Raw genomic sequence first — 13,706 nt, forward strand, 5'->3', positions numbered from 1 at the left:
CTACCTGCTCGTCCGATCACGAATCACCGTCGGGATGCCGTGATCGTCACCGTCGAATCTATCTGTTTCCGGGTAGCCGCGGCACGCCTATGCGGCTGCCAACGCCCGCGCGGCGGGTGCCGGGATGACGACCCGGGTGTCCTGCGCGATCCGGCCGCTCACCGCGGTGTCGACCACGGGGCCGCGGTCGGCGGTACCACGCGCACCCACCACCCGGGTCCGCCCGACCGCGAGGGACTCGCTCACGTCGACCAGCACCTCGGACAGCGGAACCGCCAGCGCATCACAGATCGCGGCGAGTAGTTCGCTCGACGCTTCCTTGCGGCCACGCTCGATCTCGGACAGGTAGCCGAGGCTCACGCGCGCGCTGTTCGACACCTCACGCAGGGTTCGGCTCTGCGAAACGCGGGTGCGTCGAAGACTGTCACCGATTGCCTCACGCAATAGCAGCGCCATCTCGCTCCTCCTTCATCCGATACCCCACTCGTCAATTCAAACGCACGAGCGCAAGCGATTGGTTCCCGAAACCCTATCGCGCCGCGCGCATCAGCAATCCAGACACCGCCGCACGAACACTCCCGATCCGGATCCCCCACCGATCTCCCGGCAGGTCGAGCTCGGTCACCTCGGTGCCGTCGGGTCCCGCGATCCCCAGGAACACGGTGCCCGGACGGTGGCCGTCCTGCGGGTCCGGGCCCGCCACCCCGGTCAGTCCGACGCCCCAGTCGGCGCCGCAACGCTCGGCGGCACCCTCGGCGAGCTGGGCCGCGGTGCGGCGTGCCACCGGACCGTCGTGCGCCAGTACGCCGGCGTCGACACCGGCGAGTGTCTCCTTGAGGTCGGTCGCGTAGACGATCAGCCCGCCCCGCAGGACGGTGCTCGCCCCGGGCACCCCGGCGATCGTCGCGGCGAGCAGGCCTGCGGTGAGGGATTCGGCGGTCGCGACCGTCTCGCCGCGTCGACGCAGGACTGCGACGACGTCGTGCGCCGGGATCGACGCGGTGAGCGGATCGCTCACGCGCCCGCACGCCGGACGCCGGCCCGCAACCGCACCGCCTGCAGCACGTAGTCCAGTCCGGTCGCCACGGTGAGCACGACCGCCAGACCCATCAACACGGCCGTGAACGGCGCGAACCCGTCCGGCAGCGGCGCCAGGTAGAACCCGATCGCCACCGACTGCACGAGCGTCTTGAGTTTGCCGCCGCGGCCCGCCGGGATCACCCCGTGCCGCAGGACGGCGAACCGCATGAGCGTGATCCCGAGTTCGCGGGCAGCGATGACGCCCGTCACCCACCACGACAGATCCCCGAGCATCGACAGACCCACCAGGGCGGCGCCGATGAGCGCCTTGTCCGCGATCGGGTCCGCCATCTTCCCGAAGTCGGTGACGAGACCGTACTTGCGGGCCAGCTGGCCGTCGATCCGATCGGTGACGGCCGCGACCGCGAAGATCGACGTCGCCACGATCCGCCACCCGGCCGAATGTCCGTCGTCGGCGAACAGGGCGACCAGGAACACCGGCACCAGCACGATGCGCAGCACCGTGAGCACGTTCGCGATGTTCAGCAGCGGGACCGGGGTGTGGCCGGCGATACCGTCGGTGGGCTGCGCGTCGGTGGCGGCGGCCACGTCACGGCGTGGCGCGGTCACGGCCGCACCGATCGGACGGGACGCCCCGGCACACCCGGAACGGACGGGACCTGGTGTGGGGCGATGGATCGGGGCGGCACACTGCCCACAATATCGGTTGAGCCGGTGACTACTGTGCACCACATGACATCTGAAACTCCGGCGGCTGGCACGAACGAGGCTGAAGGGATGACGGTGCGCCGCGCGCGTACCTCGGATGTGCCGGAGATCAAGCGTCTGATCGACATCTACGCGGGCAAGATCCTGCTCGAGAAGAATCTCGTGACACTGTACGAGTCGGTGCAGGAGTTCTGGGTGGTCGAGCAGGCCGGCGCCGTCATCGGCTGCGGTGCGCTGCACGTGTTGTGGTCGGACCTGGGCGAGATCCGGACGATCGCCGTCGACCCGCAGGTCAAGGGTCGTGGCGCCGGGCACCTGGTGGTCGCCAAGCTCGTCGACGTCGCCCACGATCTCGAACTCGAGCGACTGTTCGTCCTCACCTTCGAGGTGAACTTCTTCGCCAAGCACGGTTTCGCGGAGATCGAGGGCACCCCCGTCACCGCCGAGGTGTACGCGGAGATGTGCCGCTCGTACGACACGGGTGTCGCCGAGTTCCTCGATCTGAGCTATGTGAAGCCGAATACGCTGGGCAACACGCGCATGCTGCTCACGCTCTGATCTCACCCACCCCTATCGGAATCGAGAAATCATGCCGCTGTTCGCCGTCCAGTACACGTACGCACCGGAGAAGTCCGCGCTGCGCGACGATCACCGCACCGACCACCGGGCGTGGCTGGCCGACCTGGTACGCCGCGGTGTCGTGCGTTCCTCCGGACCGTTCGCCGACGGCAGCGGCGCCCTCATGACCGTCGAGGCCGGCACGGCCGACGAGGTGCGCGAGATGTTCGACCAGGATCCGTTCGCGCACCTCGACCTCGTCGAGGACCGGACGATCCGCGAATGGATCCCGGTCTTCGGCGTCTTCGTCGACTAGTTCGACACCGGCGTGTCGTCGGACGTCCGGTTGCGGGTCTTGATCAGGCTCGCAACCGCCGTGACGGCGAGGACGCCGAGGATGACCGACAGCGACGTGACGGTCGAGATCTCCGGCACCGACACGGGCTGTCCGCCGCCCACGAACGGCAGCGTGTTCTCGTGCAGTGCGTGCAGCACCAGTTTGACGCCGATGAACGCCAGGACGATCGACAGACCGTACGACAGGTACACGAGTCGTTCGAGCAGGCCGCCGATGAGGAAGAACAGCTGCCGCAGGCCCATGAGCGCGAACGCGTTGGCGGTGAACACCAGGTACGGCTCCTGTGTGAGGCCGTAGATCGCGGGGATCGAGTCGAGCGCGAACAGCACGTCGGTGAAACCGATGACGACCAGCGCCAGGAGCAGTGGGGTGACCATCCGCTTGCCGTCGATCCGGGTGATCAGCTTGTCGCCGTCGTACTTCTCGGTGGCCGGCAGGAACCGCTTCACGACGCGGACCAGCTTGTTCTCCCGGTCCTGCTCGCTGTCGGCGCCGTGGTCGGCGGCGTCCTTGACCAGTTTGACGGCGGTGAAGACGAGGAACGCGCCGAACAGGTAGAACACCCAGCTGTAGGTGTTGATCGCGGCCGCGCCGACGGCGATGAACGCGCCGCGCATGACCAGTGCCATGACGATGCCGATGAGCAGCACCTTCTGCTGGTATTCGCGGGGCACCGCGAACGTCGACATGATGATCACGAAGACGAACAGGTTGTCGACCGACAACGCTTTCTCGGTGACGTATCCGGCGAAGTATTCACCGCCGAACGTGGTACCCCAGATCGCCGTGACGACGATGCCGAACACGATCGCGATACCGATGTAGACCGCGGACCAGAACGCCGATTCCCGGAACGTCGGGGCGTGCGGGGTGCGCACGTGGGCGAAGAAGTCGAAGACGAACAGTCCCAGGATCACCGCGCAGGTGATGATCCAGACGAGGGGTGAAACATGCACGGGTGCCGAACCTCCGGTAGGTATGCGTGACTACCGGAGGTCTCTCCCACCGTGTCCCCCGGCAGTGCCGGGCGGAACGATCGACAGAACCGGAACGACAACGGTGTCGCTCGTGTTGACGAGTCTGTCGCGGAAACGGGGATACTCCCCTCCACAGTGGCTCCATTCAACCACAGCCGCGCCGGACCGCCCGAACGATCGGACCGATCACTCCGATGCCGGCGCCGCCGCGGGGTCGCCGCCCCGGATGGTCCACAGCAGCCCGTCGAGTTCGTCGGGCTTGACGAGCACCTCGCGGGCCTTCGAGCCCTCGCTCGGGCCGACGATCTCACGGGTCTCCATGAGATCCATCAGCCGACCCGCCTTCGCGAACCCGACCCGCAACTTGCGCTGCAGCATCGACGTCGACCCGAACTGGCTGGACACCACCAGTTCGACGGCCTGCAACAGCACGTCCATGTCGTCGCCGATATCGGGGTCGACGTCCTTCTTCTCCCCCGCCTTCGCTGCCGTCACACCCTCCGTGTAGTCGGGTTCGGCCTGGTTCTTGGCGAAGTCGACGACCGCGGAAATTTCCTCGTCGGTGATGAACGCGCCCTGCATACGGACCGGTTTACCCGCCCCCATCGGCAGGAACAGTCCGTCGCCCATGCCGATGAGCTTCTCGGCGCCCGGCTGGTCCAGGATGACCCGCGAGTCGGTCAGCGAGGAGGTGGCGAACGCCAGCCGGGACGGCACGTTGGTCTTGATCAGGCCGGTGACGACGTCGACGGACGGCCGCTGCGTCGCGAGCACCAGGTGGATACCGGCGGCACGCGCCTTCTGCGTGATCCGGACGATCGCCTCCTCGACGTCCCGGGGGGCGGTCATCATCAGGTCGGCGAGCTCGTCGACGATCGCGAGAATGTACGGGTACGGCTTGTAGACGCGCTCGCTGCCCAGCGGCGCTTGGATCTCACCGGACTTGACCTTCTTGTTGAAGTCGTCGATGTGCCGGACCCGACTGACCTGCATGTCCTGGTAGCGCTGCTCCATCTCCTCGACGAGCCACGCGAGCGCCGCCGCGGCCTTCTTCGGCTGAGTGATGATCGGGGTGATCAGGTGCGGGATGCCCTCGTACGGGGTCAGCTCGACCATCTTCGGGTCGATCAGGATCATCCGGACCTCGTCCGGGGTGGCTCGCTGCAGCAGCGACACCAGCATCGAGTTGACGAAACTCGACTTGCCGGAGCCGGTGGAGCCGGCGACCAGCAGGTGCGGCATCTTCGCCAGGTTGGCGCTGACGAAGTCGCCCTCGATGTCCTTGCCGAGACCGATGAGCAGCGGGTGATGATCCTTGCGGGTCGACGGGGCCGCAAGCACGTCCGCCAGGCGCACCATCTCCCGATCCGAGTTGGGGACCTCGATACCGACCGCCGACTTGCCGGGGATCGGCGCGAGCAGGCGCACGTTGTCGGTCGCCACCGCATACGCGATGTTCCGGTGCAACGCGGTGATCTTCTCGACCTTCACGCCGGGACCGAGTTCGACCTCGTAGCGGGTCACCGTCGGGCCGCGCGTGTAGCCGGTGACAGCCGCGTCGATCTTGAACTGCTGCAGGACCTCGGTGATCGCCTCGATCATCGCGTCGTTCGCGGCACTGCCCAGCTTGGGGGGATCGCCCTCGATCAGCAGCGATATCGGCGGCAGCGCGTAGTCGCCCTCCACGACCCGGTCCGGGACGAACACGTCCTCGTCCTTCGCGACGGGGGCCGGGGCCGGGGGCGTGACCCGGGCCCGCGGTGCCGGTGCCGGCTTCGGCACGGGTGCGGGCTTCGGGGCCGGTTCGGGGACCGGTTCCGGTTCCGGCGGCGAGACCGGAGCGCCGTCGGGGTCGCCCGGATCCCACAGCCCGAGGACCTCGGTGGCCGTGTCCGCGTGGACCTCGTCGGTCGGATAGTTCTGCGCCGGGGTGCGCCGGGCCGGACTGCGCCGGGGGCGCCGTGCCGGCTCCCGACCCCGGTCGACGGGATAACCGTCGGCGTCGAACAGGGCCGGATCGTCGGTGTCGTCGTAGCTGTCGTACTCGTCGTCGAAATCCGGGTCGTCGGCGTGGTCGTACGCGTCGTCGTGGTACGACGTGCCGAACCACGACCGCAGCCGGTCCGGAACCTCACGGACGGTGGTCCCGGTGAGCAGCAGGACGCCGAAGAACATCGCCAGCAGCAGCAGCGGCGCCGACAGCCACGGGGTGACCCCGTCGGTGAGCGGACCGGCGACGACGTAGCCGACGATCCCGGCCGCGTCCGGCCATCCCTCCGACGTCGACGGCGCTCCGGCCGCGATGTGCCACATGCCGACCGCCGGCAGGCCGACGAGCAGGGAACCGAGGATCAGCCGGGACCGGATGTCGGGTTTCGGCTCGGTCCGCATGAGACCGACCGCGACGCCGACGCCGACGATCGGCAGGATCGCGGCGACCGCACCGACCACGGCGCGCACGCAGGTTTCGATGAACCCGCCGACCGGGCCGCCCGCCGAGAACCACATGCCGACGGCGATGACGACGCTGACGGCGATCAGTCCGAGCGCGATGCCGTCCCGGCGGTGACCGGACTCGATGTCGGCGGCCTTGCCGACGGTGCGGGTGGTGGCGCCGACACCCTTCGCGACCATCGACCATCCGGCGCCGATACCGCGGCCGACGGACGCGAGCGTGCCGGCGCCGCGCTGCGGTGCCGGACGGCGTCCGGCCGGCTTGCGCGCCGCGGTCGTCTTGCGGGGTGCGGTCTTCTTGGGTGCAGCCTTGCGGGGTGCGGGCTTGCGCGTCCCGGCCGATGCTCGGGGCTTGGATGCTCCCGACGACCCTCCCGAACCGGAGGCGGAACCGCGGGATGCGGCGGTCGAGCGGGCACGGGTCCGCGACGTGGATGCTGTGGAACTCGTTCCGCGGGCGCTCGCCTTTCCTGCCATACCGGTCAGGTTAGTCCCTGGCATCCCATCGGGACCATCCGCAACACCCGCCACACAGTTCCACCTGCGGCGACACGACTCGGCGTGCGGGTCGCTCAGATGCCCCGATCGAGGCGGGTCACGGCCGCCACATCGTCGGCGGCGCCGTCGAACTCGATGCGCGCCTGCTCGCGTCCGAAGGCGTGCATCAGGAGTTCGGACGGCTCCCCGCGCAACGTCACCGCACGGGCGCCGCCCGAGTGGACCGTCGTCCTCGCCCTGCCGGGACGTTCGAGAACCACCGTGACCGGCGCCTTGCGGTAGCTGCGGCGGCCGATACCGGATGCGAGCGTCCACAACTTGTCCTGCATGCCGGACGGCAGGTCGCGCACCGACCAGTCGGCGGCGGCGCGTCGCACGTCCTCGTGGTGGACGAACATCTCGGCGAGGTTCACCTGTTCGTCGAGCAGTCGGAACGGCGACCAGAGCGGCGGGCCGGAGTCGACGTCGCCCAGCAGTGCGTCCCAGTCCTGCGCGGCGATCGACTGCTGCACGCGGGCGGTGTGCCCGGACAGCGCCGGGATCATGATGCCGGGGGTGGCGTCGAGGCGGCGTTCCCGCAGCACGAGGTGTGCCGCGAGATCCCGGACCGTCCAGTCGCCGCACAGCGTCGGCGCGCCGGGTCCGACGGTGCGCATCGTCTCGACCAGGGCGTGGCGTTCGTCACGGGTGTAGGGCACGCCCCACCGTAGCCCCGGAAACGCCGACGAGGGCGGTTACTGCGCGGGCCTCTCGGCCGATGTCGCAGCAACCGCCCTCGGCGGAGGCTAGGGGTCGACTACCGGGGTCAGGGCACCCCGATGACGGTCGGCACGATCATCGGGCGGCGACGGTACTTGTCCGCCACCCAGCGTCCGACGACGCGTCGCACAGCCTGCGCGATGCGGTGGGTGTCGTTGATGCCCTCCGCCGCGAGATCGCCGAGGACCTTGTCGACGAGACGCGCCGCCTCGGACAGGGCCTGCGGGTCGTCGGAGAAACCACGGCCGGACACCTCGGGTTCGCTGACGGCCCGACCGGTCTCGGTGTCGACGGCGACGGAGATCGAGATGAAGCCGCCCTCCCCGAGGATCAGTCGATCCGACAACGTGGAGTCGCCGACGTCTCCCACACTGTTGCCGTCGACGTAGACCATGCCGACCGGGACGCGGCCGACGATCTCGGCGAGCCCGTCGACCATGTCGACGACGACGCCGTCCTCGGCGAGCACGATCCGCTCCTCCGGCACGCCGGTGGCCTTCGCGAGGGCCGCGTTGGCCCGCAGGTGCCGCCATTCGCCGTGCACGGGCATGGCGTTGGTGGGCCGGACGGCGTTGTACAGGTACAGCAGCTCACCGGCAGACGCGTGCCCGGAGACGTGCACCTTGGCGCTCTGCTGGGTGACGACGGTGGCGCCGCGCTTGGCGAGACCGTTGACGACCGCGAACACCGAGTTCTCGTTGCCGGGGATCAGCGACGACGCCAGCACGACGAGGTCGTTGGCCTGGACGTTGATCTGACGGTGTTCGCCGCGCGCCATCCGGGACAGCGCCGACAGCGGCTCGCCCTGCGAACCGGTGGAAATCAGCACCAGCCGGTCGTCGGGCAGGTTGGCGGCCGTGTCGAGGTCGACGACGACACCGTCCGGCACCGTCAGGTAGCCGAGGTCCTGCGCGATCTGCATGTTGCGGACCATCGACCGGCCGACGAACGCGATCCGGCGGTTGTAGCGCACCGCGACGTCGACGACCTGCTGGATGCGGTGCACGTGGCTGGCGAACGACGCGACGATCACCCGCTGGGTGGCCTTGCCGATGACGTTGTCGAGGACACCGCCGATCTCGCGTTCCGGGGTGACGAAGCCGGGCACCTCGGCGTTGGTGGAGTCGACGAGGAACAGGTCGACGCCCTCGTCGCCGAGCCGGGAGAAGCCGGCGAGGTCGGTGAGGCGGCCGTCGAGCGGCAGCTGGTCGAGCTTGATGTCGCCGGTGTGCAGCACCAGACCGGCCGAGGTGCGGATCGCGACGGCGATCGCGTCGGGGATCGAGTGGTTGACGGCGAAGTATTCGCAGTCGAACGGGCCGTGGCTGGTCTTGTCGCCCTCGATCACCTCGACGAGGTTGGGACGCTGCCGGTGCTCACGGCACTTGGCGGCGACGAGCGCGAGCGTGAACTTGGCACCGACGACGGGGATGTCGGGGCGCAGGCGCAGCAGGAACGGCACGGCACCGATGTGGTCCTCGTGGCCGTGGGTGAGGACGATCGCCGCGACGTCGTCCATCCGGTCCTCGATGTACCGGAAGTCCGGGAGGATCAGGTCGACGCCGGGCTGCTGGTCCTCGGGGAACAGGACACCGCAGTCGACGATCAGCAGCTTGCCCTGATGCTCGAAGACGGTCATGTTGCGGCCGATCTCGCCGATGCCGCCGAGCGCGACGACGCGCAGCCCGTTCTTCGGTGCCTTCGGCGGCAGGCCGAGTCGTTCGGTGGGGTCGGTGACGACCGGGGCGGCCGGCGCCTTGGAGCGTCCGCTGCGGCGGGACTTGCTGCGGCCACCGGACTTGGCGGCCGCGTCCTTGGGTGCGGACTCCTTCGGTGCGGAGGCCTTCGGCGCAGCAGTCTTCGGTGCGGAAGCCTTCGGCGCGGCAGCCTTGGATGCCGTCTGCTTCGGGGCGGGGGCCTCGGCCGGTGCCGGGGTCCGCTGGGACAGTTCGGTGTCGGTCATCGGCGGGCCGGCCTGACGGGAGGCGCTGCGGCGACGTGTGGGACGAGTCATGCGAGAACCCCCGCGGTGTGGAGTTCGGCAGCCAGGATGTCGAGCTGCTCGGTGGTGGGAGCGATCTGCGGTAGCCGCGGGTCGCCGACGTCGATGCCCTGCAGGCGCAGTGCCGCCTTGGAGGCGCTGACCCCGCCGAGTCGGGCGACGGACCGGTTGACCGGGACCAGGCTGAGGTTGATCTCGCGGGCCTTCGCGAGGTCGCCTTCCATGAACGCGGTGTGCAGGGCACGCAGACGCTGCGGGACGATGTGGCCGATGACGCTGACGAAGCCGACCGCGCCGACGGACAGCCACGGCAGGTTCAGTGGGTCGTCACCGGAGTAGAAGGCGAGATCGGTGGTGCCGATCAGTTCGGCACCGGCGTTGAGGTCGCCCTTGGCGTCCTTGACCGCGAGGATCCGCGGATGCTCGGCGAGCCGGCGGATGGTCTCCGTTTCGATCGGGACCACGGAGCGGGGTGGAATGTCGTAGAGCATCACCGGCAGGTCGGTGGCGTCGGCGACGGCGGTGAAGTGCGCGTACAGGCCGGACTGCGGCGGACGCGAGTAGTACGGGGTGACCACGAGCAGGCCGTGCGCGCCGGCGCGGGCGGCATCGCGTGCGAGTTCGACGCTGTGCGCGGTGTCGTTGCTGCCGGCACCGGCGACGATCCGGGCCCGGTCCCCGACGGCGTCGACGACGGCACGCAGCAGTTCGAGCTTCTCGTTCTCGGTGGTGGTGGGCGATTCACCGGTGGTGCCGGCCAGCACCAGCCCGTCGCAACCGTTGTCGACGAGATGGGTGGCCAGCCGCACACCGGCGTCGACGTCCAGCTTTCCGTCCTTGGTGAACGGGGTCACCATTGCCGTGAGGACGGTGCCGAACGGATGCTCGACGGATGCAGCTGAATCACCGTAGGTCATGGTCAGAAGGCTACCCGGTCACGGTTGCGGATCTGCACACGACGGCACCCCGTCCGTGTCGACCTGCTCATCCGACCGTGTCGAACATGCTGCGGGCCACCTCGGAACCGTCCGGCAGCATCGAAATCTCGAAGTCTCCGAACACATTCGGCGCTGTCTCCTGCAGCCGGCGGAGGCACTCGACGGCCACCCGGCGGATCTCGACGTCGGCGTGTTCGGTGGCGCGCATGTCGACGAAATGCCGCCACGCGCGGTAGTTCCCGGTGACGACGACACGGGTTTCGGTGGCGTTGGGCAGCACCGACCGGGCGGCCTGCCGCGCCTGTTTGTTGCGGATCGGCCCGCTGGGCACGTCGGCGAGTTCGTCCTCGAGCGCGGTGAGCAGTTCGGCGTATGCGGCGAGGCTGGCGTCGGTGGCCTTCGCGAACAGCGCCTCGAGCCGGGCGTCACCGGCGATCGCGGGCGGGATGACGACGTTCGCGTCGTTCTCCCGGACGAACCGCTGCGACAGCTGCGAGTAGGAGAAGTGCCGGTGCCGGATCAGTTCGTGGGTACAGGACCGTGAGATACCGGTGATGTAGAAGCTGACGCTGCCGTGCTCGAACACCGACAGATGCCCCACCTCGAGGAGGTGTCGCAGGTAGCCGGCGTTGGTGGCCGTCCGCGGATTCGGTTTGGTCCAGCTCTGGTAGCAGGCGCGTCCGGCGAACTCGGCGAGCGCCTCACCGCCGTCGGCGTCGGTGTCCCACGGGATGTCGGCGAGGGGCACGAACTCCGTCTTGGCGACGAGTTGCACCGTCAGGGGTACCGCGTTCTGCATCGCACGTCCTCTCCGAATCCGGCGTCGCGCCGATGCCCGCACGATAGCCCGCCGCACCGACATCGGCGGGTGGCCCACACTGGGGACATGGATCGCACGTTCGAGGATCTGGTCGCCGAGGCGGCGGCCGCACCGGTGGACGGCTGGGACTTCTCGTGGCTCGACGGCCGCGCCACCGAGCAGCGTCCGTCGTGGGGATACCAGCGCCTGCTCGGGCAGCGGCTGGCGCGGGCGACGGCCGCCCTGGACATCGACACCGGCGGCGGCGAGGTGCTCGCCGGGGCCGGCGCCCTGCCGCCGACGACGGCCGCGACCGAGTCGTGGCCGCCCAACCTCGCGAAGGCCACCGCGCTGCTGCATCCGTTGGGGGCGGTCGTCGTGGCCACACCGGATGCGCCGCCGCTGCCGTTCGCGGACGGCGCGTTCGATCTCGTCGTCAGCCGTCATCCCACGACGGTGTGGTGGGACGAGATCGCCCGGCTCCTCACCCCGGGTGGCACGTATCTGGCGCAGCACGTGGGTCCGGCAAGCGTGTTCGAGTTGACCGAGTTCTTCCTCGGCCCGCAACCGGAGGCGCGGCGGCTCCGGCGTCCGGACGACGACGTCGCCGCGGCGCGGGCGGCCGGCCTCGAGGTGGCGGACGTGCGATGCGAGCGGCTCGAGATGGAGTTCTTCGACGTCGGCGCGATCGTCTATTTCCTGCGGAAGGTGATCTGGATCGTGCCGGGATTCACGGTCGACGACCGCCGCGCACAGCTACGGGACCTCGATGCACGCATCCGCGCGGACGGGTCGTTCGTCGCGCATTCGTCGCGGTTCCTCATCGAGGCACACAAACCCGAATGACGCCACTTCGTGACATCACATCCGTTGAAGTGACGCCGACAAGACGGCACACTGACGTCATGGATCTCATCGAATACACGTCCCGGCTGCGTGACGACGTCACCGCCGCGGCCACCCTCGGCGACGACGAGACGAAGCGGATCGCGCAGGCCCTCGCGAGCGCAGTGGAACGGTCGGCGCAGCTCATGCTGGTCTCGGCGCTGTCGGAGTTCGCCCGCGAGGCGTCCGACGAGCTCGGCGACCGCACCCTGCACGTGCGCCTCGACGGCACCGCCGTCACCGTCGAGGCGGCCCGCCGGCGCCCCGACACCGGCACCCGCGAGCCGTACCGCACCCTCGAGGATGTCACCGGCGACATCAGCCGGGTGACGCTGCGGCTGGTCGACCAGATCAAGTCCCGCGCGGAGGAGGCCGCCCTGCAGGACGGTGTGTCGCTCAATTCGTGGGTGTCGCAAGCGGTTCAGGAGGCGCTGCGCGACAACCTCCGCCGTGCCCGCCCCGACGACCGTCCCTGCGAGAGGCCCCGGGAGAGGCCCGACGAGAACTGACGGTCACCTCCCCTGCCGGACACTGCCGGAATGGTCTAATGGCGTCTCATCGTTCACAGGTCTCGAGGAGTGGGGAATGGCCGTTTCCGGCGCAAAGGAGTTCGAGGTCGGGGTTGCACCGGCGGAGGTGATGGCGGCACTCGTGGCCGTCGAACGCCTTCCCGAGTGGTCGTCGGCGCACAAGAAGGTCGTCGTCGAGAGCACGCATCCGGACGGTCGTCCGCTGCGGGTGCGGATGACGGTGTCGATCCTCGGCATCAACGACGAGCAGGTCGTCGACTACGCGTGGGACGGCGACGCCAGCATGTCGTGGTCGCTCGTCGAGAGCACCCAGCAGAACAGTCAGGACGGCGCCTACACGCTCGCCCCGAAGGGGGACGGCACGCTGGTGACGTTCGAGTTGACGGTCGACCCGAAGATCCCGCTGCCCGGCTTCCTGCTGAAGAAGGCCCGGAACATGGCGCTGGACACGGCCAGCAAGGGTCTCGCCGAGTTCGTCGACGGAAAGTGACGACGGGCGTGAGATTCGTCCGGCTCGCGGGGGCGGTCGCGGTCGCGGCCGCCGCCGCGGGTTGTTCCACCGCCGTCGACGGCGCCGCCACGGCCGACGGGTTCACACCGGCCGCGTCGAATCCGGATCCGTCGGTCTCGATCGAGGGCATCACGGTCGTCGACTACCCGGTGGGTGACCATGTGGGTGCCGAGCAGCGGGTCGCCTACGATCGCACTCCCCCGTTCGGTGGTCCGCACGATTCGGTGTGGGCGACGTGCACGGGCACCGTGTACGACGTCCCGATCCGCAACGAGAACGCGGTGCACTCGCTCGAGCACGGCGCCGTGTGGATCGCGTACGACCCGGCGCGGGTGTCCGGCACGGACCGTGACCGGCTCGTCGCCCGGGTCGAGGGACAGCCCTACATGCTGCTGTCGCCGTACCCGGGGCTGCCGGCGCCGGTGTCGCTGCAGTCGTGGGGACATCAGCTCACGGTCGACGACACCGCCGACGAACGGATCGACGAGTTCATCGGGGCACTGCGGCTGAACCCGGACACCTACCCGGAGCCGGGCGCGACGTGCTCCACGATCCCCGGCATGTTCGATCCGTCGAATCCGCCGCCACTGCAACCGGATCCGCCGGACCCGGCATCACCGAACACGGTGCCGATGAACTAGCTGCCACCAGCCGCTTTCCCTGTGAACGGGAAAGCCCTGTCGCAGAT

At 69.2% G+C, this 13,706-nt stretch carries 15 protein-coding genes; 6 read left to right on the forward strand and 9 right to left on the reverse strand.

The window, feature by feature from the left end; translation table 11 throughout:
* Positions 1 to 87: 87 nt before the first annotated feature.
* The 3 genes from E0497_RS10945 to pgsA form a co-directional block, all read right to left on the reverse strand.
* Complete coding sequence (locus E0497_RS10945) at positions 88 to 456, reverse strand: helix-turn-helix domain-containing protein (protein ID WP_137724825.1); 369 nt, start codon at positions 454 to 456, stop codon at positions 88 to 90.
* A 73-nt stretch (positions 457 to 529) separates the two neighbouring features.
* Positions 530 to 1,018, reverse strand: a complete 489-nt coding sequence (locus tag E0497_RS10950) for a CinA family protein (protein ID WP_137724826.1) — start codon at positions 1,016 to 1,018, stop codon at positions 530 to 532.
* Positions 1,015 to 1,650: a CDP-diacylglycerol--glycerol-3-phosphate 3-phosphatidyltransferase gene (gene pgsA, locus E0497_RS10955; protein WP_137724827.1), complete on the reverse strand. Its 636-nt coding sequence runs from the start codon at positions 1,648 to 1,650 to the stop codon at positions 1,015 to 1,017. The genes E0497_RS10950 and pgsA overlap by 4 nt, the downstream gene beginning before the upstream one ends.
* 123 nt (positions 1,651 to 1,773) lie before the next feature.
* Here pgsA and E0497_RS10960 point away from each other — a divergent pair, with 123 nt between their 5' ends.
* Both E0497_RS10960 and E0497_RS10965 read left to right on the forward strand, forming a co-directional pair.
* Positions 1,774 to 2,307, forward strand: a complete 534-nt coding sequence (locus tag E0497_RS10960) for an amino-acid N-acetyltransferase (RefSeq protein ID WP_241665835.1) — start codon at positions 1,774 to 1,776, stop codon at positions 2,305 to 2,307.
* A 31-nt stretch (positions 2,308 to 2,338) separates the two neighbouring features.
* A complete protein-coding gene (locus E0497_RS10965; protein ID WP_137724829.1) occupies positions 2,339 to 2,623 on the forward strand; it encodes a YciI family protein in 285 nt (94 codons plus the stop codon).
* On the opposite strand, the gene E0497_RS10970 is transcribed toward E0497_RS10965, so the two are convergent.
* The 6 genes from E0497_RS10970 to thyX all read right to left on the reverse strand — a co-directional run bounded on the left by E0497_RS10970 (position 2,620) and on the right by thyX (position 11,092).
* Positions 2,620 to 3,621 carry a TerC family protein gene (locus E0497_RS10970; protein WP_137724830.1) on the reverse strand — a complete coding sequence of 334 codons (1,002 nt, stop codon included), beginning with the start codon at positions 3,619 to 3,621 and terminating at the stop codon, positions 2,620 to 2,622. The genes E0497_RS10965 and E0497_RS10970 overlap by 4 nt on opposite strands.
* A 207-nt stretch (positions 3,622 to 3,828) precedes the next feature.
* The gene (locus E0497_RS10975; RefSeq protein ID WP_170312948.1) at positions 3,829 to 6,573 is read right to left on the reverse strand and encodes a DNA translocase FtsK; all 2,745 of its coding nucleotides are present in this window, start codon (positions 6,571 to 6,573) and stop codon (positions 3,829 to 3,831) included.
* Positions 6,574 to 6,668: 95 nt separating this feature from the next.
* Entirely contained in the window at positions 6,669 to 7,292 is a 624-nt protein-coding gene (locus tag E0497_RS10985) for a TIGR03085 family metal-binding protein (RefSeq protein WP_137724831.1), read from the reverse strand.
* Between the two features lie 107 nt (positions 7,293 to 7,399).
* Positions 7,400 to 9,367, reverse strand: a complete 1,968-nt coding sequence (locus E0497_RS10990; RefSeq protein WP_137724832.1) for a ribonuclease J — start codon at positions 9,365 to 9,367, stop codon at positions 7,400 to 7,402.
* On the reverse strand, positions 9,364 to 10,272 hold the full coding sequence (gene dapA / locus E0497_RS10995) for a 4-hydroxy-tetrahydrodipicolinate synthase (RefSeq protein WP_137724833.1): 909 nt from the start codon (positions 10,270 to 10,272) through the stop codon (positions 9,364 to 9,366). The genes E0497_RS10990 and dapA overlap by 4 nt, the downstream gene beginning before the upstream one ends.
* 67 nt (positions 10,273 to 10,339) lie before the next feature.
* A complete protein-coding gene (thyX, locus tag E0497_RS11000; RefSeq protein WP_137724834.1) occupies positions 10,340 to 11,092 on the reverse strand; it encodes an FAD-dependent thymidylate synthase in 753 nt (250 codons plus the stop codon).
* 87 nt (positions 11,093 to 11,179) lie between these two features.
* Between thyX and E0497_RS11005 the strand changes: the two genes are divergently transcribed.
* The 4 genes from E0497_RS11005 (at position 11,180) to E0497_RS11020 (ending at position 13,659) form a co-directional block, all read left to right on the forward strand.
* A complete protein-coding gene (locus E0497_RS11005; protein ID WP_137724835.1) occupies positions 11,180 to 11,938 on the forward strand; it encodes a methyltransferase domain-containing protein in 759 nt (252 codons plus the stop codon).
* A 59-nt stretch (positions 11,939 to 11,997) separates the two neighbouring features.
* Positions 11,998 to 12,486, forward strand: a complete 489-nt coding sequence (locus E0497_RS11010; RefSeq protein WP_137724836.1) for a toxin-antitoxin system HicB family antitoxin — start codon at positions 11,998 to 12,000, stop codon at positions 12,484 to 12,486.
* 76 nt (positions 12,487 to 12,562) lie between these two features.
* Complete coding sequence (locus E0497_RS11015) at positions 12,563 to 12,997, forward strand: SRPBCC family protein (RefSeq protein ID WP_137724837.1); 435 nt, start codon at positions 12,563 to 12,565, stop codon at positions 12,995 to 12,997.
* 8 nt (positions 12,998 to 13,005) lie between these two features.
* Positions 13,006 to 13,659, forward strand: a complete 654-nt coding sequence (locus E0497_RS11020; protein WP_137724838.1) for a DUF3105 domain-containing protein — start codon at positions 13,006 to 13,008, stop codon at positions 13,657 to 13,659.
* Positions 13,660 to 13,706: the final 47 nt, after the last annotated feature.

This window comes from Prescottella subtropica, from assembly GCF_005434945.1.
In the GTDB taxonomy this organism is placed as follows: Bacteria; Actinomycetota; Actinomycetes; order Mycobacteriales; family Mycobacteriaceae; genus Prescottella; species Prescottella subtropica.